Here is a 23944-nt window from a genome sequence, read left to right as displayed (position 1 = left end):
GAAAATATATAAATATCAGAATTATCCTGAAGTAGAACGAATAATGAATCTTTTAAGAAATAACCCCTGTCTTAAAGGATGTTCTTACTGTAAACAAGCCCTTGATCCGCACCAGGGGTTGAAACGGTATTTTGGATTTGACGCCTATAGAACCTTTAGTGGAGAACCGCTGCAGGAAAATGCAGTGAAAGCAGCCATTGATAATAAGTCACTTTTGGCTATCTTTCCTACGGGAGGCGGGAAGTCCATCACTTTCCAGGTGCCTGCTTTAATGAGTGGAGAAAACGTTAAAGGCCTTACGGTTGTTATCTCCCCATTACAGTCTTTGATGAAAGATCAGGTGGACAACCTGGAAAAAGTAGGGATAATGGATGCGGTGACAATTAACGATTTATTAGATCCCATTGAACGAGCGAAGTCCTTTGAAAGATTGGAGGACGGCTCAGCTTCAATTTTATACATATCTCCGGAATCGCTGCGTTCCAGAAGCATTGAGCATATATTGCTGGGCAGAAAGGTTGTTCGCTTTGTCATAGATGAGGCCCATTGTTTTTCTGCCTGGGGGCAGGATTTCCGAGTTGATTATCTGTATATTGGCGATTTTATTAAAACCATACAGGAGAAAAAGAATCTTGCAGAAAACATCCCTGTATCCTGCTTTACAGCCACAGCAAAGCAAAAGGTAATTGAAGATATTAAGGCCTACTTTAAGGAAAAGCTGTCAATAGATTTGGAGGTATTTACCACCAGTGTTGCTCGGACTAACTTGATATACAAGGTTATAGAAAAAACGTGTCAGGAAGAAAAATATAATACGTTAAGGAATTTAATAGAACAGAAAGAATGTCCCACCATTATTTATGTTTCCAGAACAAGGAGAGCCTATCAGCTTGCCGAGAGGCTAACCAAGGACGGGTATCTTGCCAAACCATATCATGGCAAAATGGATAAGAAAGAAAAATCAGAAAACCAGGATGCTTTTATTGCCGGGGAGGTACCCATCATTGTAGCCACCTCTGCTTTTGGTATGGGTGTAGATAAGAAGGATGTAGGCATGGTCATCCACTTTGAAATTTCAGATTCTTTGGAAAACTACATCCAGGAAGCAGGCAGAGCCGGAAGGGATGAGAAAATTACGGCAGACTGCTATATTTTATACTGCGAGGATGACCTGGATAACCATTTTGTGCTATTAAATCAGACAAAAATTAACATTAAGGAAATCCAACAGGTTTGGAAAGCAATCAAAGGGATTACCCGTTTTCTCATGACTATCTCCCAATCCGCCCTGGAAATTGCCAGAAAGGCAGGTTGGGATGAAAACATAAGTGAAATTGAAATGCGTGTAAAAACTGCCATTGCTGCTTTGGAAGAATCGGGGTATATCCGGCGGGGCCAGAACATGCCAAGAGTTTTTGCAGACAGCATCCTTTGTAGAAATGTACAGGAAGCTATTGAAAAAATCAATGTTTCAGAGCTATTTGATGATAAAGAAAAGGAAGATGCTATACGGATTATAAAAAAACTTATTTCCAGCAGGAGCCGAAGTCAAGCTCAAGATCAGAACGCAGAATCACGGGTGGACTATATATCTGACCATCTGGGGATTGAAAAAGAAAAGGTCATTAGGACCCTTAATCTGCTTCGTGAAGAAGGAATTCTGGCAGATACCAAGGATCTCATGGCTTATATTAAACAAGGAGAAAAGATAAACCGTTCATTGCAGATTTTTAAGTCTTTTAGCAGTATCGAAAAGTATTTAGCAGCGGTTTTTGAAGAGCAGGAGGCTACCTATAATATAAAAGAATTGAATGAGGAAATGGAAAGAATAGGGTGTAAAGAAGTAACGCCTAATAAAATACGGGTGATTTTAAATTATTGGGCAATTAAAAAGAGGATTAAATATACGAACTTAGAGTATTCTAAAAATCATGTGCGACTCATCACTCTGGAGCCCAAAGAAAAGTTCCAGGACCGATTAGAAAAAAGGCAGGAACTTGCTAAATTTGTGATTGAATATCTTTATTCTCAAGGCAGTCAGTTTAAAGGAGAAGTCGAGACTGAAGAAATACTGGTAGGTTTTTCGGTAAATGAATTAAAGAAAGCATATGAAGAGAGTATGAACCTATTTAAAATTGAGGTTAGTATTACAGATATTGAGGATACACTTTTTTATTTATCTCGTATTGATGCAATAAAAATTGAAGGCGGCTTCTTGGTGGTCTATAATCCTATGACCATCAAACGGCTGGAGGAAGATAATAAAAGAAGATATAAAATAGAAGATTATCAGAAGCTGGATCAGTTCTATGAAAATAAGGTACAGCAGATTCATATTGTAGGGGAATATGCCAAAAAAATGATTGATAATTACCGGGAAGCCCTGCAATTTGTAGAAGATTACTTCCGCCAGAATTATACTACTTTCCTGCAGAAGTATTTTAAAGGAAGCAGAGGAGAGGAGATTCGGAGAAATATTAGCCCTGGGAAATTTAAACAATTGTTTGGTGAATTGTCACCAACACAGTTGAGTATTATTAAGGATAATCAAAATAAACATATTGCGGTTTTAGCAGGCCCAGGAAGTGGTAAAACCAGAATTCTCGTTCATAAATTAGCTTCCCTGATTTTGATGGAAGATGTCAAGCATGAGTAGTTATTAATGCTTACTTTCTCTCGCGCTGCAGCTACTGAGTTTAAGAAACGACTAATAAAACTAGTTGGCAGTACGGCGAATTTTATTGAGATTAAGACCTTCCATTCTTATTGTTTTGATTTGCTTGGCAGAGTCGGTAATGCTGAGAAGTTTGAAAATGCAATAAAGGAAACGGTTGAGAAAATTCTCAACGGGGAAGTGGAACCTAGCAGGATTACAAAAACAGTACTTGTCATTGATGAAGCACAGGATTTGGATCAGGATGTGTTTAGCCTGGTGCAAGCCTTAATGGTACAGAATGAAGATATGCGGGTCATTGTTGTAGATGATGACGATCACAACATATTTGAATTCCGTGGCTCAAGTGCAAAATATATGGGAAAATTTATGTTAGAGAATCAGGCAGCAAATTACGAACTATTGGAAAACTATCGCAGCAAAAGAAATCTAGTTGAATTTTCTAATCAGTTTTCTGGTTTGATACGAGGACGTTTAAAGAAAAATGAAATTTTGGCGCATAGTAAGGACAATGGAGATATAAGGATTATACGGTACACTAATAACAAACTGCTTGTTCCCTTTATTGAAGATCTTTCTGGTACAGAGCTTATAGGTAGTACTTGTGTGTTAACTCATACCAATGATGAAGCGCTTCAGGTGACTAGCCTGTTGCTCCAAAAAGGAATACTGGCAAGATTGATTCAAACTAATGAAGGGTTCTATTTATACGATCTTGTAGAACTTCGATTCTTTCTGGAGCAATTATCTATTGATCCAACGACATCAATTATTAGTGATGATATCTGGAACATGGCAAAAAGGGCCCTCGTGAAGAGATATGGGAAAAGTGAAATACTGGATATTTGCAAAAAAATTATCCTGGATTTTGAAGCCATCTATCCGCAAAGAAAGTATATAACTGATTTTGAAGTATTTGTTAAAGAATCTAGACTTGAAGATTTTATTTCAGAATCCAGAGAAATTATTTTTGTCTCAACCATTCATAAAGCAAAAGGCAAAGAATTTGATAATGTGTTTCTTTTGCTTGAAAACTTCGAGATCGGCACAGAAGAGCAGAAGCGACAGCTTTATGTGGCAATAACACGTGCAAAAAGTAACCTAACCATACATTTGAATAGGCGTTACCTGGATCATATTCAGGTGGTAAATTTGACAAGGTCTGAAGACAGGGCTCACTACGAATTGCCGGGAAAACTAGCAATGCAGTTAAGTTATCGAGATATATGGCTGGATTATTTCATTGGACGGCAATATTTAGTTGAGTCCTTGCGAAGTGGCGATATCTTGGAGTATAAAAACGAGGAGTGGCTGACGGATAAGGGGAAAAGTGTTTTCAGATTTTCTCAAAAGTGTGCAACACAATTGGAGAGAATTCGGAAAAATGGTTATGAGCCCCAATTTGCCAAAGTTAACTTCATTGTATTTTGGCGAAAGAAAGAAGAAGAACAGGAGATAAAGATTGTTCTCCCTGAATTGCATTTTGTAAGAAAAGATTTAGGACATGAAATAAACCAAGATAAACAACTATTTGGGAAGATTTAAAAATGAACTTGGCTTTAGGCTTTGCGCAATTAAAAACCTGAAAAGGTATTTAGGGACAGACTTGTAAGTTTTGGCTTTAATCAAGATGAAGTTATTAGTAGAAGTATTTAAAATTCACTCCCCAAAATGTACCCGGGGTCCCAGTCCCCCACGTTTTTGTCCAAGGGCTTTCCCTGTGTGAGCGTCAAAATATGAACTCTGTTTTTTAACCGAAGTTCAACCTAAAGCATAATTAGAAATTGAAAATAGCCTATTTTAGCTGATTTACCCAGGCAATGTAGTGTAGACTATTGGACATATTTATTGGTGATATATCCAAATAATTCTTGATATACGAGGCATTATCCCTTATAATAGTAGTATAGACTATTTAAGGGGGAATGCCGAGTGTTTGTTAAGATAACTCCCCGTAAAAAAGACGGGAAGACCTATTATTACGCTGAATTAGTAGAGTCTTACCGGGAACAGGGAAAGATTAAACATCGACGTCTACTCTACTTTGGTAGTGTAGACCAGGACACGGCCAAAAGGCTTAAGATCGCCTTTTCTCGTGATTTCGATTCTTTCACCAATATAGATAAGGTTGATTTTTCAACAGCTGTTCCTTATGGTAATTTTTTTCTTATCGATTCTTTAATTAAACAACTAGATTTATTGGAGCATTTTAGTTCCAAATTTGTTTCATCGGACCCTCATATAACCGTTCCTACTGCAATCAGGTATATTAAGGCTATGCTATTCCAGAGGATTATACAGCCGGACAGTAAATTGGCCCTTTTAGAATGGTTGCCACTGACACCGCTTAAGCATTTTCTGGATATAGAAAAAGTAGATTTACAGAGTTTATACCGCAGCCTAGAAATTCTTCAGGGAAACTTCAGCATAGTAGAACAGTATCTATATGATACAGCGGTTAAAAAGTTTAATCAGGACGATAAAGAACTTTATTACGATATAACCAGCAGCTATTTTGAGGGATGTAAGTGTATCATAGCTGAGTATGGCTATTCCAGAGATAAACGCAGAGATAGAAAGCAAATTGTGATTGGACTTGTCACCACCTCTGATGGATTTCCCATTAAATGCAAGGTCTATCCGGGAAATAGAGTAGACAAAACAACCGTTACAGAGGTTTTATCCGAACTGAAGGAAAAATACCCCATAGACGAGATTGTTTTTGTCGGTGATCGAGGGATGTTAACTGCTGATAATGTCGATGCAATTGAACAGCTTAATCAAAAGTATGTTATGGCCATCCCCCGGGCCTGGACCAAGAAATTTATTCAAAATACTTTCATTGATGAAAAAGAAATGAGAAAAATCAAAAAGGACCTTTATGCCGTATTTCTTCCTTCGGCAGAGAACCAAAGGCTTTTGTTATGTCTTAATACTCAGAAACGGGAAGACGACCAAAAATATCGCACATTTTGTATTGAAGCCATTAAAGAAGAGTTAGATAAGCTAAATAGTAGCCTGGGTAAAAACAAAAATATCAGCACTCGGGATGAAGCCATGAAAAGAGTGGGGCTTATCTTAAAGCTAAACTCTACCCGCAAATATTTCAGTGTAAAAACTGTTGACAGTAAAAAGAACAATCTGGGTTTTGAAATTCACTATGAGCTAAAAACAGCAAAAATACAAAGCGATGAGAAGTTGGATGGCACTTTCGTAATTCAATCCAATAAAAAAGATTACAGTGATGAAAAGCTTATAAACACATATAAAAATTTAAACAGGGTAGAAAACGCCTTTAAAGTAATCAAAAATGATCTAGACATCAGACCTGTTAATCATCGTAAAAAAGTAAGAGTTGAGGGGCATGTATATATCTGCGTATTGGCCTATTTTATAACTACTGCTATTGAGTATATTGCCATGGATAAAAAGCTTAATAAGTCTTCTCGGAAAATATTAAGACAGCTAAGCCAAATTAGCTTACTTGACATTAACCTGACTGACAGCAAAAAGAAGTATTCGATCACTACAGTACAAAAAGAACATAAAAAAATTCTCAATGCTTACAAAATTAAAAAAGTGGAAGTGCCAAATGTAGTATAGAATTTTTTTTAAAAAACAGCTATACATGGGAGCAATTTAAGTTATCGGGTTGAACTTCGGTTTTAAAAGCTATGTAATTCTACCGACACAATATTTTGGAAAAAGTAATAAAAGTAATATTTCATTATTATGAAAGAGGTGTTTTAAATTAATGAAATATTGAATCAAAAAAACCTTTCTGAAATCCACATTTGGTTTAAATTTACAGGTTGTGTGTTAGCCTTTATACTATTAATACACTACGGAACCCCGTGGGGCAGGTTTCAATTTAAAGAGGAATGTAAAAATTACTTCCAGGAAAAATACCAGGAAGAACTGGTTATAGAAAGAACAGTGTATTATATCCCTCATGGTATTTACAGTGCACGTGGATATTCCCAAAATTATCCAAAAGCAGTTTTTAATATTGGACAGGATTATAAAACAAAAGATCTTGTTGATGGTTATGTTGAGGCAGTTTGGAACTATAATGCAAAAAATGACTTTAGCCCAATTATTGAAAAAGTGTATCCTGATAGACGTAATTATATTGTTGAATTAAGATTCAAGAGTGAAGGAATGGCAGAATGGAACCGCTTAGTTGAGATGCGGGATATTCCAGATTACAAAGAAGAAAATACTCTGGAAATAGGAATTTCAATGAAACATAAAAATCTTCACGATGAAGAGATAATGAATGAATTAGAAAGAGCTTTAAAAGTGATAAATTTTATAAAAGAAGAACAAATTGAATTATCACTCTTTAGCGTTGACTATAAAAATAAATACCTCCAGTTAGAACATTCCGCTATTTTAACGGCAACCTGCTCAAGTGACTTAATGATAGGGCTGTTTGATTATAAATAAGGAGCTGATAAAAAATGCTTAAGAAATGCTGGCCAAAAATTATACCACTATTATTTTTCACAATTTTATTTGCTTCCGTTTCCGCTGCTCAAGGACCCTTGGATAGCGACACAAGTTTATTTGATGATAAGAGAGCCTGGGAAGAACTTTAAAAAAATTACCTCGGAGAGGTAATTCTCGTCTCTACGGAACGACTTATGCTATTGCAACGTTTTTCACACAAATTTTCAAGGATATGGAAAACAGGAACACCGATATAATGGAGTTAGACGACAGGCAAATTGAAAAACTAAAAATATTACAGGCCCTTAGTAATTCATGGAACACAATTAGCATGAAATATAGTGATACTTACAATGAAAACCTGTATGATATTAAAAAGCGGCACTGGATTGATATGTTTTAAGGAAATGGATTCAATTATAGATGAAATCCCGGGAAGTGATAGGTTTAAGGACATGGAGACAATATATCATGATGAATATGAATAATTGTTAAGGGGGCGTTAAAGTGTTTGGGAAAATAGGGGTTACTGAAGTTTTAATAGTAGGATATTTCTCAATTGGTATGCCTTTACTGGTTCTTTTTTTATCTTATTTTGCGATTAAACTGGCAATTAAAAATGCAGTAAAAAACCATAAAAACACTACTTTGAAAGTCATAAATGATTTATGTGATAAAGATGCTTTAATTACAGTCGTACGCAGGAAATCTAAGTTGATCGCTTTGTGTATTTTTTTATTTATTTTTTTAGCTATAGTAAGCAGCTTAGTAGAAGCTCTGTTTGCTATTCTTGCTCCCATAGTTATTTTAGTAATTATTTATTTTGTCGTATATTTTTCTGTGCTCCATGCTTTAGACGAATTAAAAGATGAAAACATTCTTGAACTCTAAACTTTTTTAGAGCATGGTAATACTTAGTGGCCATACTATTGTTATTTTAGAAAGACGAAAGTATTATATCAATATTGACAGGAGCTGATTTCATGTCAGGTAAAATTCTGGTAGCTTATGCGACTAAAAGCGGTTCCACAAAAGGTGTTGCAGAAGCTGTAGGTCGAGAATTAAAAAAATTGGGATTTGAAGTAGATATTATTCCTGCCTCAAAGGTTAAAAGCATCGAACCGTACCGGGCTATTATCATTGGCAGCGCCGCAAGGGTAGGACGGTTACTGCCTGAGGCAATGAAGTTCGCACAGCAATATGGTAAACAGCTGATTAAAAAAGAAACTGCTTACTTTACTGTCTGTATGACCATGGAAAAAGATACTCCTGAAAATCAGAAAACGGTGACTGCTTATCTGGATCCCCTGGTTAAGATAAAAGAGCCTCTGAGCATCGGGCTTTTTGCCGGAAAGTACGACAGCAAATCCGTAGGATTACCGTTCCGCTTTCTATTGAAAAAACTAAAAGTACCTGAAGGTGATTTCCGCAAATGGGATAAAATTTCAAAATGGAGCAGTGACCTGGCTGAAAAACTGTAAATAATTATTATGACAGCGGCCTGATGAATGTTGACAGCTGGAATTTCATTCTTGTCAGCATAGTTTTTCTGCCTGGAATATTAGACAAAACTCACAAAATTAGAAAGGTGGAAGGTCATTGAAATCATTTCCCAGGTGGTACTTTGATGAGCTGAATCAGGTTGGCATTGATTATACTGATGTTAAAGAAGTTCAAGCTTATGACCTGCAAATGCAGAAAATAAGAAGAAGAACATGTGATTCTTGAAATTCTTATCAATTTATGAAAAATGACTTAAACAAACAAGGATTCCATAAAAAATATTGTCCCGGCTGTATTCCAAGAGGAGAAAGCTGCACCCACATGTCTAATCGATGCGAATTGCTTGGCAAAGGGAAAGTCCGTTTTTGCTATGAGTGCGAAGCTTTTCCCTGTAAAAGGTTGAAATCTCAGACAAGCGCTACCGAACAAAATACCATATGAGTATGATAGAAAATCTCATATTTATTAAAGAGTACCCTTTAACGCGATGAGGGACAGGGAACCTTTTGGTAGATTCTTTAAATATTGCAAGGCAAGTTCCAGAAGCTTGCTGGAAGAATTTCCGGGCAGTGTTAAAGTAGAAAATCATATTTGCGTTTGCCGTGAATTACGCGCCTTATTTCTACAGTATTATCTACATAGTCTTAAATGCTAGATTAGTGCAGTTGGAGGGTTCTAAAATTTTTATTTTCATAAGATACAGGAAAATTTTATAAAAATAATTATATCCGACAAAACATTACAAAACATGTCAATTTATAACAAGGAAGATGTTGTATTTATGTAGAAATTATAATATATAGCCTTTAAAACGACAAAGATGCTGAAATAGAAGAAGGATAGTAACGGAGGAAATAAGGTATGAGTGTTATAGGGTGTAATAGCCGGGGTGAAGTTTTAAAAATATTGAACTTTAAACCTGCCGACTGGTTGTTTCCAGGAAGCAAAAAGGGGAGCCATATCACAGAGCGTACAGTGCAAAAAATTTTTAAAGTTGCAGCCCAAAAAGCTGGAATAATAAAAGAAGTATCGGTGCATAACCTAAGAAATTTTTTTCCACGCACTTGCTGGAGTGAGGGACTGACATAAGATATATCCAGAAACTATTAGGGCACAAAAACACTAAGACTACAGAAATATATACACACATTAACAAAAGCATATCTCTGGCATTAAAAATCCATTAGATAGGATTAGAGAAGAGAATGATGATATGTTATATGGAGTATTCACAAACTATCAAACATTCGGGAATACTCCATATTCTACATATCATGAGAACAATGTTACGGTCATAACTAAGTTATATGAAAATTATCAGTATCAGAGATGAGAGGGAGTTGTTTTAAATGGTAGATTTCAAGAAAAGATTAGGGAAAAGAGAAATTGCAAGAACTATTCATCCATGTGAAATTTATGAGACTCTGGACAGGGCGAGTGATAAAGGTCCACTAAGGCCTGTGCAAGAGCAAATATTGCAGCAATGGTATGCTGACTTTATACAACAAAGAGACGTAATACTCAAACTACATACTGGACAGGGAAAAACATTAATTGGTTTACTAATTCTACAATCTCGAATAAATCAGGAAACGGGTCCAGCGATTTACTTATGTCCGGATAATTACCTTGTAGAACAAACTTGTAAGCAAGCCGAAAGTTTTGGTATCAATTATACAGTGATAGATAAAGAATTGCCTGATGACTTTATTGATGGGAAAGCAATTTTAATAACTACAGTTAAAAAGTTATTCAATGGTGAGACAAAATTTAGACTTGGAGCAAAATCTATAACAATATCTACAATCTTAATGGATGATGCCCATGCATGTATAGGCTATATTAAAGATACCTTTACTATCTCGTTAAAAAAGAATATACAGGCGTATCAAGATATATTAACGCTATTCGGACCTGAGTTAGAGAAGCAGGGAGTAGGGTCGTATGCAGATATTAAGAACAATGAATATGATGCATTTTTAAGTGTACCATACTGGGATTGGCAAGATAAAGTTGCCGAAGTGGCCAAAATATTATCAGCTAATCGTAGCATCCCAGAAATTAGATTCGTATGGCCATTGATTAAAGATATTCTTAGAGAGTGTAGGTGCATTATTTCTGGACAAAACTTAGATATCTCTCCTTATGCCCTACCACTAGGGATATTTGGATCATATTGGCATGCTCAGCACAGAATTTTCATGTCGGCAACAGTAAATGATGATTCTTTCTTTATTAAAGGCTTAGGATTAGATGCAAAAACAGTTTCAAACCCACTTTGTATTAAGGACGAAAAATGGTCCGGAGAAAAAATGATATTAATTCCTTCTTTAATAGATTCATCTCTCGAGAGGTCTGAAATTGTTAATCTCTTAGCAAAACCAAAAAGTAAGGCAAAGTTTGGTATTGTCGCTTTAGTCCCTAGTTTCAAAGGAACATCGGATTGGGAGAAATATGGAAGTGTAGTAGCAGATAAAACATCTATATATCAAGAAATAGAGAGACTTAAAAATAAAGATTTTGAAAAAACACTCGTAATCGTTAATAGGTATGATGGTATAGATCTTCCTGATCATTGCTGTAGGATATTGGTTATTGATTCAAAACCTTTTTCGGAAGCTCTTGAAGATAGATATATGGAGTTATGTCGTAGTAAAAGCGAAATTATTGCTATAAAGCAAGCACAAATTATTGAGCAAGGTCTTGGTAGAGGAGTAAGAGGAGAGAAAGATTACTGTGTAATCCTATTAATAGGGACAGAACTCATCAAAACTATAAGAAGCAAAGAAACAAGAAAACACTTTTCTCAACAGACAAATACTCAAGTTGAAATAGGTCTCCAAATAGCTGCCTTTGCTAAAGATGATATAAAAAATGAGATTTCTCCCAACATGGCATTGAAGAACTTAGTTAATCACTGTTTAATGAGAGACGATGGTTGGAAAGAATTTTATACCGAAAATATGGATAATATGGTTCAAAGTAAAAGTTCCAATAGGATTTTAGAGATATTTGAGGCTGAGAAAAAAGCGGAAAGAGAATATGCGCAAGGAAATAGTACTGAAGCTTGTAAAACAATTCAGAACCTTATAGACATGCATATTACAACTGATGAAGAAAAGGGCTGGTATCTACAAGAAATGGCGAGATATACTTATTCAGCATCGAAAAGTCAAGCAAATGTATATCAAATCTCTGCTCATAAGAATAACATTTATCTCTTTAAACCAAAAGAAGGTATGTCAATTACAAAGATTCCTTCAGTTAGTCTTAGAAGAATTGAGAATATTATCTTATGGATTCAAAGTTTTGAAAATTTTGAACAGCTACAAATTCAAATAGATAGTATACTTAGTCTTCTTAGATTTGGTGTCGATGCAGAACGTTTCGAAAAAGCAATCGATGATTTAGCAAAAGCTTTAGGTTTTGTTAGTCAACGACCTGATAGAGAATGGAATGAAGGCCCCGATAATTTATGGAAAGTTCGAGATAATGAGTACTTATTAATCGAATGCAAAAGCAAAGTTAGCACTAGTCGAAAGGAAATAAATAAAGATGAAACGGGTCAAATGAATAATGCTTGTGCTTGGTTCTCTAAGACTTATGGAGACGCTCAAGTTAAAAGATTAATGATTATTCCAACCAAAAAAGTAAGTCATGCTGCGGGATTCAATCTTAATGTGGAAATTATTAGGGAGGGCAACTTGAAGCGCCTTACTACCAATGTAAATAATTTCTTTATGGAGTTTAAGAATCTAGATTTAATGGATATTCCCGATAAAAAAGTTCAGGAATATCTAACATTACATCGATTAACGGTGGATGATTTGTTAGGATCGTATTCAGAAATTCCTAGAATTTAGCTATCCTTTGGAGAACTGATAACTTCACAGTGAATTTCCAAAATCTCAGAGTAGATGAATGTAATAACCAGACTTAGGGAATTCACAGGACGTTATCCGAAATGGCGAAAAAAATAGAAAAAAATAAATATTGGGAGGGGAATATAATGTCTTTAACAAATGCGTACTTAATGACAACTAAGAACATCAATGAGTTTTTTAATGCGATTTTATCAGCGAGAGCACCTGAGAGATTTACTAACAGTTTGTTAAGTCAGTTGGGGTTTACAAGTTCAAATGACAGATTATATATTGCGGTTATGAAGGGGCTAGGATTTTTAGATGAAGCCTCTGCTCCAACACAAAGGTATTATGACTTTCTTGATCAAAGCCAGTCTGGAATTATAATGGCCGAAGCTATTAAAGAAGCTTATGAAGACTTATTTATGATAAACAATAATGCTTATAATATGTCAATAGAAGAGGTAAAAAACAAACTTAAAACACTAACGCAGGGACAAAAAACTGAAAAAGTAATTCACTTAATGGCTAATACATTTAAAGCATTATGTGATTATGCTGACTGGAGTAAACTGCCGGAAAAGAGAGAAGGAGAAAAAATAGATTCTAAGAAGAAAGACTTAGGAGAGGAAAAAATTATTGGTACAAAAGAAATAGTTAAAAATAAAGTAGAAAAGGATAGTTCATGTCTTAGAGAACTTCATTATAATATTCAGATTCATCTTCCTGAAACCAGAGATCCTGCTGTTTATGATGCAATTTTTAGAAGCTTAAAAGAACACTTATTATAAAAGGTGGCGATAAAAAATGCCTAATCAAATTTATTCTTATGTGTTTAGAGGCCTTCTAACAGAAGAGGCTTTAGATAGAACTGATAAACGAAATAAGTATCCTTTATCAGTTATACTAGAACAAGAAATTGCAGCAAGATTATCTATTGATTTGTTAGATGAAAACTATGTTGTAGGTGCAAGAAAGATGGCAACAGTATATACAGCAATTGCAGCTTTTGAGAATTCTGTGCGAGAATTTGTGTCGAAAAGACTTATTGAAGAGTATGGTGAAAGTTGGTGGGAACAAGCGGTTTCAGAAAAAATTAGAAATAAAGCCGAAGCTAGAAAATTAGAAGAAAATAAAATTAAGTGGCATACCCCTAGAGGGGACAACCTTATTAACTATACTGAATTTGGAGACTTAGCATCAGTAATTAGTCAAAATTGGGCTTTGTTTGAGGATTATTTACACTCTCAAGATTGGGTAAGACAAATAATCAATACCTTGGAGCGCTCCCGCAATGTAATTATGCATAGTGGCGAACTCGGTAATCAAGATATTGAACGTATTGGTACCTCAATAAGAGATTGGATAAGGCAGGTCGGTTAATATTACTGGCCACCTCGGATAACACGAGCTTTCCCGCGAGAGGCGGTGGGGCTATATAGTAATCAAATTGCAACTTTCTTAAGAGTTGTTTAATGCCTTTAAATAATGAATTATATCTAATCTTTCTTTGCTCGGAAGTAACCGGAAACCTAACGGTGTACCAGCTCCTCCCAGAAGGGGTCTGGGGGACTGCTCCCATATTAGTGGACACTGGATAAGAGAATATAGTAAAAAGTTCTGTCTTTTAATCAATACATAAAAATCTTCGTAAGCGCCCAATAAGTCGGTGTATGGTAACTTCCCTAGTAATATGAGACAATTCTCTAAATTAGAATTTGTAGAGTTTTTCGACCAGGTCGAAAAACTCCAAAAGGAGGTTTAGAGTTGAACACCAGGGAAGTTACTAGAAAGTACCGGCTGAATCAATGGACTCAAATTATCCGCGAATGTCGCAGTAGTGGACAAACCGTCAAGGTATGGTGCGCTGACCATGACATCAACCCAAAAACTTACTACTATTGGTTGCGGAAAGTACGTGAGGCGGCATGCGAAGCCATCCCATCTCTTGAAGAAAATAGTTCAATCGTACCAGTAAACATTCCAGCAAATGCAGACGGTCCAGTTTCAGAGTCGACTTCACAAATTATTCTGCGGTTTGGTTCTGTTACATTGGAGCTTCGCAACAATGCATCCACGACGTTAATCGAAAATACCTTAAGGGCACTACAAAATGTTCGGTGATATCTCCAAAGCCGAGAAAATATATATTGCTTGTGGTTATACTGACATGAGAAAGGCAATTGATGGACTTGCTGCTATCGTCCAACAAAACTTTCAGTTAAATCCCTTTCAGAACAGTTTGTTTCTCTTCTGTGGCCGGCGCCGCGATCGAATCAAAGCACTCTACTGGGAAGAAGATGGATTCGTGCTCCTGTACAAGCGATTAGAAAACGGAAAGTTCCAGTGGCCAATGAACGCCGAAGCAGTTCGTTCTATTACAAATCAGGAGCTTCGGTGGCTCTTGGAGGGACTTTCCATTGACCAACCAAAGGCCGTAAAAAAAGTTAAGATAGAGGGTGGTTTTTAACTAAAAAAAGTGCTAAGAATGCCCATAAACACTGGCTTTCTGGACGTTTTTATGCTATACTAAATATAGTAAAAATACCAAAGGAAACCATCATTTATGAGCGCATCCGAGCAGTTGTTAGAAAAATTAGAAAACCGTATATCCCAACTGGAGCAGGAAAACAAAAAGCTCCACGATACAGTCGAGTATCTGACACGTAAACTTTTCGGGAAAAGCTCTGAGAAGACATCGTCCCTACCCACGGGACAGATGTCTCTTTTTGATGAGGCAGAAATAGAAGCGAATCCGAAGGCCCCAGAACCTGACCTTAAGGAAGTGCAGGGTTATCGAAGAAAGAAAGTAAGCGCCCAATAAGTCGGTGTATGGTAACTTCCCTAGTAATATGAGACAATTCTCTAAATTAGAATTTGTAGAGTTTTTCGACCAGGTCGAAAAACTCCAAAAGGAGGTTTAGAGTTGAACACCAGGGAAGTTACTAGAAAGTACCGGCTGAATTATTTATTGCATAATAGAATTGGACAAAGTTGCAAAAGGAATTCCTCACTTTTGCAACAGTAAATTCCCCAATTTTGCAAAAGGCCATTGAAGGCACCACCCAAAAATAATATCCTTGTAATTGGAACTAGATTACGAGGAGGAATGGAGGATGCTTACAATGACCCAAGTAAAGTATATCAGAAAACTATTTTTCGAGGAAGGTAAGAATGTTAGCGAAATAAAACGGGAAACAGGGCATGATCGAAAGACAATAAACATTTATCTTGAAAAAGAAGACTGGAATGAAGAGGAGCCTACTATCAAGTCAACATCGCAGTTTCCAAAACTTGACCCTTACAAAGAAGATATAGACACATGGCTTTTAGACGACAAAAAAGCCAAAGTCAAACAACGGCATACAGCCCAGAGAGTCTTTAACAGACTGAATGAAAAGTACAAAGAAGAATTTGACTGCTCTTACAGATCTGTAGCCGGTTATGTATCTCAGAAGAAAAAAGAGATATTCGGCAAATGTAAACAATCCGGACACCTTCCACTGGAGCATATCCCGGGAGAAGCACAAGGTGATTTTGGAGACGCTGATTTTTATGAAAACAGCCAGATTCACAGCGGCAAATACCTAAACCTTTCCTTCCCTTACAGCAACCAAGGTTACTGCCAATTGTTTAAGGGAGAGAACCAGGAATGCCTTTTTGAAGGACTAATGCTCATCTTCGAACACGTCGGTGGCGTTCCTCAAAGAATTTGGTTTGATAATGCAAGCACCATGGTCACCAAGATTCTGAAAAACGGAGAGCGCAACTTGACTGACGGTTTTATAAGATTTATGGAACACTACCGATTTGAAGCAGCCTTTTGTAATGCAGACTCTGGGCACGAAAAAGGCAATGTTGAGGGTAAAGTCGGCTACCACCGAAGAAATATGTTAGTGCCAATTCCACAGTTTAAAAGCCTAGCTGAGTTTAACAAAGAGCTGCTGCAAAAATGTGAAATCGATGCCCAACGGGAGCATTATCGAAAAGACGGCACTATAGAAATGCTGCATTCTGAAGATAGGCAAGCACTTTTGGAATTGCCGGCAGTACCTCTAGATGTCAGCAAATACATAACCGTTAAAACCAACGGATATGGCAGATTTTATCTTAACAACGGCCTTTATGAATATTCCGTGTCCCCCAAATATGCAAACAGCCGGGTCTTAATTAAAATTACGGCCAATAAAGTAATTCCCTTGGATGAAAGCCATCGGGAAATCGTCCGGCATGATCGGTTTTACGGAAACTACAAGCAACAGAGCATGAAGTGGCTTCCTTACCTGACTCAGCTGTCCCGTTGTCCTGGAGCATTGAAATATACTGGCATCTACCAAATGTTGCCCGAATCCATTAATGATTATCTGGAAAAATGCAGTAAAAGCGATAAAGGCAAAATCCTACAGATAATTGCCACACTGACAGAAAAAAGCGGGTTTACTTGTGCTGTAGAAACAGTTGCTAGCGCCCTGCAATACGATGTAACAGATACCGACAGTCTGGTAAGCCTCCATAATCGTTTACACGGAAACGTGATTGAACTTGCCCCCATCAGGGTAGCAAAAAATATACCAGAGTTCAAACTGTATGCTCCCAATCTGGCTGACTATGACGCAAAACTCAATGAGGCAGGTGAACAAAATGCTGACCAGTGAAATTGCCACCTGCTGCAAAGAGTTGAGATTAAGCCGAAACATTGTGGAAATGTCTGAGAAAATAGAAGCCCAGAGCCATCAGGAATACCTGTTAAAATTACTTAAATCGGAACTGGAACATCGTGATGCGGCTAGGAAAGATAAACTCCTCAAAAGTGCTGGATTTTACACAATCAAGACATTTGAAGGCTTCAAATTTGATGAAGTTACCTTGCCAAAAGCCGTAACACCTGAATATCTTAAGAACTGCGAGTTTATTGATACAAACACCAATATTGTTATGTATGGCAATGTTGGTACCGGAAAAACCTTTTTATCAATCGCCTTAGGAGTAGAGGCCTGTAAAAAAGGCATAAAAACTAAGTTCTTTAGGACAGCAGCGTTGGTGAATAAGCTTTCAGAATCAAAGAAAAACGGTACCTTGTCAAAGTTTATGAAGCAAATACTAAAAGCAGATATTATAGTCTGTGATGAGTTATGCGAAGCTTTACATAACTCATCTTATGAAAAGTTGTTTGTTATGTGAAGTTCGGAACAGGAATCCCCTAATTTTAACAATCTTCCTGTTCCGAACTTTGCATAATAATGTGTTATGGTAGAATCAAAAAGGAGGTCTTTGATTGAATTCTACCATTTCTCTGGCACAGTTAATTGACCAGGCGAAACACACCTTGCAGGAAAAAGGCTATCGTAAAAGTACTAAGGAGCAGTATCACAGAACATGGCATCAATTATTGAAGGAATGTACGCAATTAGGCATCACCACCTTTTCTTTCGAAGTGTGCATGGAAATTCTTCAGAACCGGTATCGAATTTTCCCGAACAGCCCATTAAAAGATCATCAGAGGAATCGCATCCGCCATTTGAAAGTACTCGATGACCTTTGGAACGGTGTTGAGATACGACGCTGTCACCAAAAACCAGGCTCTAAAGCCCCGGAAATATTTAACAGCAACATCGACAATTATGTGGCTTATTGCTGGGATCAACTGCTGGCAGAGAAAACTGTTACAGGAAAGCGCATTCATATGATTAGCTTTCTATGTTATCTTCATGAAAATGAGGTGAATCAATTATCTTCCCTGGACCCGTCCATCATCCTGGATTATGTCAGAAGCCTCTCGGAGAAAGGTTATACAGAGCAGACACAAGCCGGTATTCTTTTTACACTGAGAGATTTTCTTTCATTTCTTTTTCGATCAGGACAGGTTTCTGAATCCTGCGGCCAGCTTTTTCCCATTGTATTTACCCGAAAGAATCATCAAATTCCTTCTACCTATTCCGTTGAAGAAAGAAAGAAGCTGTTATCTCTCGTTGACAGGAATAGCTGCATTGGAAAACGTGACTATGCCATTTTGATCCTAGCGGTGCAGTTTGGAATCCGAGCCGGTGATATCCGTTTGATGAAAATGGAGCATCTTCAATGGTCTAGAGATACGATTGAATTCGTACAGCAGAAAACAGGAAACGCTATCATATTGCCGATGTATGATAATACAAAGTTGGCTTTAATTGACTACATCAGGCATAGTCGGCCAAAGAGCGACTCGCCTTTTCTTTTTGTGCGAATGCGTGCGCCTTTTGAACCCTACAGTGATATGAACACCTTTCAGTATATCATTGCCTCCTACCTTGACAAAGCAGAGATTGACTATTCCGGGAGGAAGCATGGGCTGCATTCGATGCGACACAGCCTAGCTAACAGTCTTTTGCAGGAAAATACGCCTTACCCTATTATTTCAGGGATTCTTGGCCATGAAAATTCCAATACTACAAAGCGCTATCTGGCCATTGATACGGAGCAACTCCGCAAGGTTGCACTGGAGGTGCCCTATGAGAGGTAAAGCCAATATTTATGATCAGGACTTTGATGGCCCTTTCAGTGAATGTTGTCATCGGTACGTCGATTACAAAAAAAGCCTTGGCTTCAAGATGGGTGATTCAATTTTTTACCTCATTCGCGGGATGAATCGTTTTTTTAAACCATACAAGATGACTCCGGATGCATTGGTGTTAACTCAGGAAATGGTGGAAGACTACGTTGCCTATCGACCTGATGAATCCACCAAGACCCAGCATATCCGCATGAGCTTTATTCGACAGTTTGCACTGTTCATGAACCGAACCTATAACCACTCTTTCTATGTGTATCCTCTGAAAGATTTTGTCAAAATTCGAGATGGTTTCGTGCCCTATATCTTCACACATGATGAAATTGACAGGTTAGCAGAAGTGGTCGACCTCATTCCTGAATCAAAAAGGTATCCACAATATCATATTATCTATCCGATGCTTTTCAGAATGCTGTATGGCTGTGGACTTCGGATCAACGAGGCCCTTGGGCTGACCGTGGACCAAATTGATGTGAACAGCGGCATCATTCATTTAAAAGACAGCAAAAACGGTTGTGAACGCCTACTTCCAATGTCAATCTCTCTGACGCACTACTGTTGGTATTACATGGATCGGATGAATATTTCAAATAGGTATAACGGTCTTTTTTATCCGTCCTATTATGGCGGTGAATACAACAGCACACCTGTATATTGTCAGATGCGAAAATTCATGAAGCAGGCGAGTATTTATCGTTCAAATGGCACCTCACCCAGGGTTCATGACCTCAGGCATACCTTTGCTGTCCATGCTTTGGAGAAGATGGTCGCAGAGGGCATGGATATTTACTGTAGTCTTCCGATCTTGTCCCAATACTTGGGCCATCGTGGGATTGAAAGCACTGAAAAGTATCTTCGACTGACGGAATCAGCTTACCATTCCATCATTGACCCTATGCAGGATTTCTATGGCGGCATCTTTCCAGAGGTGCCACATGAATAAACTGAATCCGTTTCACCAAATGCTGTCAAACTATTTTCTCAAACATATCCCGAACCGTTCTGATTACAGCACCAATACTATTAAATCATATCGAGATGCTTTCATCCTGTTGTTTCAATACCATCAGACCTGTAAACATCAGCCGATCTCGTACATGACTTTTGCCATCATCGATAACGAATACCTTCAGGGATTTCTTTCCTGGCTGGAACAGGAAAGAACCTATTCGGTCACCAGTATCAACCTGCGTCTGGCGGCCATCCACGCATTTTATCGTTATGTCCAAAGCTATGCGCCGGAATACGCCGCATGCTGCGAGGTGATTTTCAGCATCAAAAGTCGAAAAGTGCCAATATTTCCAGTAAATTATCTGACGATTAAAACGGTCCAATGCCTTTTGGAGTTGCCGGATGCAAATACAGCGGACGGAATCCGTGATTTGGCTGTGCTGACACTCCTTTACGATTCAGGAGCTCGTGTTCAGGAGATTGTCGATTTATCTTTTGGCGATCTTCGATTTGAAAAACCAGGCACCCTTCGCATCACCGGGAAGGGAAACAAAACCAGGATCATTCCCATCATGCCGCAAACATTGGATATTCTGAATGCGTATGTCAAGAGCTGCCGGTGTGCATCAAAAGATACTTCTTTGACGGCACCATTTTTTTTTAACAAAAGTCATCGCAAACTGACTCGAGCCGGCATTGCCTACATCTTGCAAAAATACGTTGAGAAAGGGTGGCGCACAAAACCGGAATTATTTCCAGATAAAGTTTCGCCTCATACGCTTCGCCACAGTAAAGCGATGCACCTTCTTGAAGCCGGGGTCAACCTTGTTTACATCAGAGATTTTCTAGGCCATTCATCCGTATTGACCACAGAAGTCTATGCGAAAGCGAATCCCGAGATTAAGCGTAAAGCTATCGAGGCTGCCGGTAAAGCTGTGCTTCCCCACGAACATTATTCCGTAGAAGAAAAACAGGAAATGATGGACTGGCTTAAAAACTTAGTATAAAATTATTATGCAAAGTTCGGAACAGGAAGACCATTGCTATTCAGGAATTCCTGTTCTCAACTTCACATAACAAACAACTTTTCATAAGATGAGTGGGGATACGTTCCCCTGGACCGGATAGGTGCCCAACTGCTGTTTGAAGTAGTATCCGAGTGCTATGAAAAAAAGTCCTTAATCATAAACACAAATATTGAATTCTCCAGATGGGTTAATGTGTTTTATGATGAACAGATGACAGGAGCCATATTGGATAGGGTGTTGCATCATTGCCACCTGCTGCTGTTCCCAGGGCCGAGCAATCGGATGAGAGAGTCTTCATTAACCTAGCTTTAAGCCGAGTCAGTGAAAATGAAGTGCTATTTTTTTAGATACAAGGGGTGCGGGATCTTGCCGCAATAATAATCCAGGCCAATGGTGTCATGCTGTAATGTCTGGAGAAGCTTTCCTTCTTTTCAGTAGGTAGCTTTTGTACAGCATGGCACTTTAAAACAGGTATATTTTAACATAAATGGTGTTTTGGTTTTATGATTTTATGTTATTTCAAAGAAAATGGCCCAAAAGTTAACATAAAAATTCCCCACCGGTGCCTGGGGGAAAATTTTTGCAAAAGTGAGGAATTTTCACTTGCAAAAAACAGGCTGAATCAATGGACTCAAATTATCCGCGAATGTCGCAGCAGTGGACAAACCGTCAAGGTATGGTGCGCTGACCATGACATCAACCCAAAAACTTACTACTATTGGTTGCGGAAAGTACGTGAGGCGGCATGCGAAGCCATCCCATCTCTTGAAGAAAATAGTTCAATCGTACCAGTAAACATTCCAGCAAATGCAGACGGTCCAGTTTCAGAGTCGACTTCACAAATTATTCTGCGGTTTGGTTCTGTTACATTGGAGCTTCGCAACAATGCATCCACGACGTTAATCGAAAATACCTTAAGGGCACTACAAAATGTTCGGTGATATCTCCAAAGCCGAGAAAATATATATTGCTTGTGGTTATACTGACATGAGAAAGGCAATTGATGGACTTGCTGCTATCGTCCAACAAAACTTTCAGTTAAATCCCTTTCAGAACAGTTTGTTTCTCTTCTGTGGCCGGCGCCGCGATCGAATCAAAGCACTCTACTGGGAAGAAGATGGATTCGTGCTCCTGTACAAGCGATTAGAAAACGGAAAGTTCCAGTGGCCAATGAACGCCGAAGCAGTTCGCTCTATTACAAATCAGGAGCTTCGGTGGCTCTTGGAGGGACTTTCCATTGACCAACCAAAGGCCGTAAAAAAAGTTAAGATAGAGGGTGGTTTTTAACTAAAAAAAGTGCTAAGAATGCCCATAAACACTGGCTTTCTGGACGTTTTTATGCTATACTAAATATAGTAAAAATACCAAAGGAAACCATCATTTATGAGCGCATCCGAGCAGTTGTTAGAAAAATTAGAAAACCGTATATCCCAACTGGAGCAGGAAAACAAAAAGCTCCACGATACAGTCGAGTATCTGACACGTAAACTTTTCGGGAAAAGCTCTGAGAAGACATCGTCCCTACCCACGGGACAGATGTCTCTTTTTGATGAGGCAGAAATAGAAGCGAATCCGAAGGCCCCAGAACCTGACCTTAAGGAAGTGCAGGGTTATCGAAGAAAGAAATTTAAGGGACAGCGAATGGAGCTATTGAAAGATATCCCTCGCGATAAACGCCTCTGCACTCTTGCTGAAGAAGATCGCTTCTGTGAAGAATGTGACACCACTCTTTTATCAGTTGGTGAAGAATTTATCCGCACCGAAGTTGAGTATATTCCTGCCAAAGTCAGGGTCATTGATTATTACCGTGAAACCTTCGAGTGCCGAACCTGTCGTAAAGATGGAAAACCATACATGGAGAAGTCGCCGATGCCTTATCCGGTAATTCAGCATTCCATGGCGTCTCCATCTACAGTGGCTTGGGTTATGCATCAGAAATTCGTCAATGCCCTTCCCCTTTATCGGCAGGAAAAGGAATGGAAGACACTTGGTGTGAACCTAAGCCGCGCTACCATGTCCAATTGGATTCTGGCTGCATCCCGTGACTGGTTGCGTCCTTTGGTGGAGCTGATGCACCAAAAGCTGATGCAGGAGCATTATATACATGCAGATGAAACGCCCGTGCAAGTAATGAACGAAGTGGGGCGCAAGAACACAACAGATTCCTACATGTGGTTATACAGTTCTGGCCAGCATGCCAAACACCCCATCCGGATCTTCGAGTATCAACCGGGAAGGAGCGGCAAGTACCCGCAGGAGTTCCTGAAAGACTATGAAGGGTATCTCCACTCGGATGCATACTCTGGGTACAAAAAGATTCCAGGAATCATAAGATGCCTGTGCTGGGCACATGTCAGAAGGAAGTTTGTCGATGCACTTCCCAAAGATGCCCATCGACCTGAAGCTACCTTTTCAAGCCAAGGCATTGCCTACTGCAACAAACTTTTTGAGATTGAAAAAAATCTCGAGAAGCTACCAAGTGAACAGCGCAAAGTAGAGCGTCTGAAGCAGGAAAAGCCTGTTTTGGAGGCCTTTTGGGCGTGGATTTATTCCACAAAGAAAAAGGTGCTTCCCAAATCCAAATTGAGCGAAGCCTTGAACTATGCCCTAAACCATAAGAAGGAGCTAACGAATTATCTTAAGGATGGTAGCTGCTCTATTTCCAACAACCTGGCAGAAAACAGTATCCGTCCCTTCACTATTGGACGAAAGAACTGGCTTTTCAGCGGAAGCCCTAAAGGAGCTGCAGCAAGTGCAGCCGTTTACAGTATCATTGAAAGTGCCAAGGCTAATGGCCTAAATCCATACAAATACCTATATTTCATCTTTAGCGAGCTTCCAGGCGTACAGTTTGGGCAACATCCAGAGTTCCTTGAAGTGACTTATACCCGATTTGTCGGACACACATGAGTTAGGTATAATAAAT

General features: G+C 38.4%; 22 protein-coding genes and 3 pseudogenes. All 25 read left to right on the top strand.

What is annotated here, in order from left to right; translation table 11 throughout:
- Positions 1 to 16: 16 nt before the first annotated feature.
- A pseudogene (locus HUE98_RS08565) lies at positions 17 to 4219 on the top strand (RecQ family ATP-dependent DNA helicase); the annotation flags it as partial.
- A 387-nt stretch (positions 4220 to 4606) separates the two neighbouring features.
- Positions 4607 to 6277, top strand: a complete 1671-nt coding sequence (locus HUE98_RS08555; RefSeq protein WP_241420383.1) for an IS1634 family transposase — start codon at positions 4607 to 4609, stop codon at positions 6275 to 6277.
- 213 nt (positions 6278 to 6490) lie between these two features.
- Positions 6491 to 7123: a hypothetical protein gene (locus tag HUE98_RS08550; protein WP_241423404.1), complete on the top strand. Its 633-nt coding sequence runs from the start codon at positions 6491 to 6493 to the stop codon at positions 7121 to 7123.
- Positions 7124 to 7467: 344 nt separating this feature from the next.
- On the top strand, positions 7468 to 7614 hold the full coding sequence (locus tag HUE98_RS08545; RefSeq protein WP_241423403.1) for a hypothetical protein: 147 nt from the start codon (positions 7468 to 7470) through the stop codon (positions 7612 to 7614).
- 19 nt (positions 7615 to 7633) lie between these two features.
- Positions 7634 to 8017: a hypothetical protein gene (locus tag HUE98_RS08540; protein ID WP_241423402.1), complete on the top strand. Its 384-nt coding sequence runs from the start codon at positions 7634 to 7636 to the stop codon at positions 8015 to 8017.
- A gap of 92 nt (positions 8018 to 8109) precedes the next feature.
- Positions 8110 to 8607 (top strand): flavodoxin domain-containing protein, encoded by a 498-nt coding sequence (locus HUE98_RS08535; RefSeq protein WP_241423401.1) that lies wholly within the window; start codon positions 8110 to 8112, stop codon positions 8605 to 8607.
- Positions 8608 to 8725: 118 nt separating this feature from the next.
- Entirely contained in the window at positions 8726 to 8854 is a 129-nt protein-coding gene (locus HUE98_RS17620) for a hypothetical protein (protein WP_277623718.1), read from the top strand.
- A 15-nt stretch (positions 8855 to 8869) separates the two neighbouring features.
- Positions 8870 to 9070, top strand: a complete 201-nt coding sequence (locus tag HUE98_RS18025; RefSeq protein ID WP_318036528.1) for a DUF3795 domain-containing protein — start codon at positions 8870 to 8872, stop codon at positions 9068 to 9070.
- A gap of 420 nt (positions 9071 to 9490) precedes the next feature.
- The gene (locus HUE98_RS18020) at positions 9491 to 9718 is read left to right on the top strand and encodes a tyrosine-type recombinase/integrase (RefSeq protein WP_277623717.1); all 228 of its coding nucleotides are present in this window, start codon (positions 9491 to 9493) and stop codon (positions 9716 to 9718) included.
- The gene (locus tag HUE98_RS18015; RefSeq protein WP_407080311.1) at positions 9715 to 9816 is read left to right on the top strand and encodes a hypothetical protein; all 102 of its coding nucleotides are present in this window, start codon (positions 9715 to 9717) and stop codon (positions 9814 to 9816) included. The genes HUE98_RS18020 and HUE98_RS18015 overlap by 4 nt, the downstream gene beginning before the upstream one ends.
- Before the next feature lie 162 nt (positions 9817 to 9978).
- Positions 9979 to 12492, top strand: coding sequence for a DEAD/DEAH box helicase (locus HUE98_RS08530; RefSeq protein ID WP_241423400.1), 2514 nt, complete (start codon positions 9979 to 9981; stop codon positions 12490 to 12492).
- 101 nt (positions 12493 to 12593) lie between these two features.
- A complete protein-coding gene (locus tag HUE98_RS08525; protein ID WP_241423399.1) occupies positions 12594 to 13283 on the top strand; it encodes a DUF5343 domain-containing protein in 690 nt (229 codons plus the stop codon).
- Between the two features lie 16 nt (positions 13284 to 13299).
- Entirely contained in the window at positions 13300 to 13875 is a 576-nt protein-coding gene (locus tag HUE98_RS08520) for a Swt1 family HEPN domain-containing protein (RefSeq protein WP_241423398.1), read from the top strand.
- Between the two features lie 384 nt (positions 13876 to 14259).
- Entirely contained in the window at positions 14260 to 14616 is a 357-nt protein-coding gene (gene tnpA / locus HUE98_RS08515; protein ID WP_241420423.1) for an IS66 family insertion sequence element accessory protein TnpA, read from the top strand.
- Positions 14606 to 14962: an IS66 family insertion sequence element accessory protein TnpB gene (gene tnpB / locus HUE98_RS08510; protein ID WP_241420424.1), complete on the top strand. Its 357-nt coding sequence runs from the start codon at positions 14606 to 14608 to the stop codon at positions 14960 to 14962. The genes tnpA (HUE98_RS08515) and tnpB (HUE98_RS08510) overlap by 11 nt, the downstream gene beginning before the upstream one ends.
- 96 nt (positions 14963 to 15058) lie before the next feature.
- Positions 15059 to 15313: pseudogene (locus HUE98_RS08505) on the top strand (transposase domain-containing protein); the annotation flags it as partial.
- 304 nt (positions 15314 to 15617) lie between these two features.
- Positions 15618 to 17147 carry an IS21 family transposase gene (istA, locus tag HUE98_RS08500; RefSeq protein ID WP_241423271.1) on the top strand — a complete coding sequence of 510 codons (1530 nt, stop codon included), beginning with the start codon at positions 15618 to 15620 and terminating at the stop codon, positions 17145 to 17147.
- Positions 17134 to 17673: an ATP-binding protein gene (locus tag HUE98_RS08495; RefSeq protein WP_277623716.1), complete on the top strand. Its 540-nt coding sequence runs from the start codon at positions 17134 to 17136 to the stop codon at positions 17671 to 17673. Before istA ends, HUE98_RS08495 begins: the two co-directional genes overlap by 14 nt.
- A 94-nt stretch (positions 17674 to 17767) precedes the next feature.
- Positions 17768 to 18991, top strand: coding sequence for a site-specific integrase (locus HUE98_RS08490; protein ID WP_241423397.1), 1224 nt, complete (start codon positions 17768 to 17770; stop codon positions 18989 to 18991).
- Positions 18981 to 19982 carry a tyrosine-type recombinase/integrase gene (locus HUE98_RS08485; protein WP_241423396.1) on the top strand — a complete coding sequence of 334 codons (1002 nt, stop codon included), beginning with the start codon at positions 18981 to 18983 and terminating at the stop codon, positions 19980 to 19982. The genes HUE98_RS08490 and HUE98_RS08485 overlap by 11 nt, the downstream gene beginning before the upstream one ends.
- Complete coding sequence (locus tag HUE98_RS08480) at positions 19975 to 20997, top strand: site-specific integrase (RefSeq protein WP_241423395.1); 1023 nt, start codon at positions 19975 to 19977, stop codon at positions 20995 to 20997. The genes HUE98_RS08485 and HUE98_RS08480 overlap by 8 nt, the downstream gene beginning before the upstream one ends.
- An 87-nt stretch (positions 20998 to 21084) precedes the next feature.
- Positions 21085 to 21324: pseudogene (locus HUE98_RS08475) on the top strand (ATP-binding protein); the annotation flags it as partial.
- 197 nt (positions 21325 to 21521) lie between these two features.
- Positions 21522 to 21959: an IS66 family insertion sequence element accessory protein TnpA gene (gene tnpA, locus HUE98_RS08470; protein WP_241423394.1), complete on the top strand. Its 438-nt coding sequence runs from the start codon at positions 21522 to 21524 to the stop codon at positions 21957 to 21959.
- Positions 21949 to 22305, top strand: coding sequence for an IS66 family insertion sequence element accessory protein TnpB (gene tnpB, locus HUE98_RS08465; RefSeq protein WP_241420424.1), 357 nt, complete (start codon positions 21949 to 21951; stop codon positions 22303 to 22305). The genes tnpA (HUE98_RS08470) and tnpB (HUE98_RS08465) overlap by 11 nt, the downstream gene beginning before the upstream one ends.
- 96 nt (positions 22306 to 22401) lie before the next feature.
- Positions 22402 to 23928 carry an IS66 family transposase gene (tnpC, locus tag HUE98_RS08460; protein WP_241423393.1) on the top strand — a complete coding sequence of 509 codons (1527 nt, stop codon included), beginning with the start codon at positions 22402 to 22404 and terminating at the stop codon, positions 23926 to 23928.
- Positions 23929 to 23944: the final 16 nt, after the last annotated feature.

Origin of the sequence: Candidatus Contubernalis alkalaceticus, from assembly GCF_022558445.1 — a bacterium.
In the GTDB taxonomy this organism is placed as follows: domain Bacteria; phylum Bacillota; class Dethiobacteria; order SKNC01; family SKNC01; genus Contubernalis; species Contubernalis alkaliaceticus.
The sequence above is the reverse complement of the archived record's forward strand: the minus strand, read 5'-3'. Positions and strand labels throughout refer to the sequence as shown.

Coding starts and splice junctions, on each gene's coding strand:
- tnpB (WP_241420424.1), top strand. CDS start 21,949: ATGTTCGGTGATATCTCCAAAGCCGAGAAAATATATATTGCTTGTGGT.
- HUE98_RS08485 (WP_241423396.1), top strand. CDS start 18,981: ATGAGAGGTAAAGCCAATATTTATGATCAGGACTTTGATGGCCCTTTC.
- tnpB (WP_241420424.1), top strand. CDS start 14,606: ATGTTCGGTGATATCTCCAAAGCCGAGAAAATATATATTGCTTGTGGT.
- HUE98_RS08530 (WP_241423400.1), top strand. CDS start 9,979: ATGGTAGATTTCAAGAAAAGATTAGGGAAAAGAGAAATTGCAAGAACT.
- istA (WP_241423271.1), top strand. CDS start 15,618: ATGACCCAAGTAAAGTATATCAGAAAACTATTTTTCGAGGAAGGTAAG.
- HUE98_RS08525 (WP_241423399.1), top strand. CDS start 12,594: ATGGCGAAAAAAATAGAAAAAAATAAATATTGGGAGGGGAATATAATG.
- HUE98_RS08495 (WP_277623716.1), top strand. CDS start 17,134: ATGCTGACCAGTGAAATTGCCACCTGCTGCAAAGAGTTGAGATTAAGC.
- HUE98_RS08535 (WP_241423401.1), top strand. CDS start 8,110: ATGTCAGGTAAAATTCTGGTAGCTTATGCGACTAAAAGCGGTTCCACA.
- HUE98_RS18025 (WP_318036528.1), top strand. CDS start 8,870: ATGAAAAATGACTTAAACAAACAAGGATTCCATAAAAAATATTGTCCC.
- HUE98_RS18020 (WP_277623717.1), top strand. CDS start 9,491: ATGAGTGTTATAGGGTGTAATAGCCGGGGTGAAGTTTTAAAAATATTG.
- tnpC (WP_241423393.1), top strand. CDS start 22,402: ATGAGCGCATCCGAGCAGTTGTTAGAAAAATTAGAAAACCGTATATCC.
- HUE98_RS08480 (WP_241423395.1), top strand. CDS start 19,975: ATGAATAAACTGAATCCGTTTCACCAAATGCTGTCAAACTATTTTCTC.
- HUE98_RS08520 (WP_241423398.1), top strand. CDS start 13,300: ATGCCTAATCAAATTTATTCTTATGTGTTTAGAGGCCTTCTAACAGAA.
- tnpA (WP_241423394.1), top strand. CDS start 21,522: ATGATTTTATGTTATTTCAAAGAAAATGGCCCAAAAGTTAACATAAAA.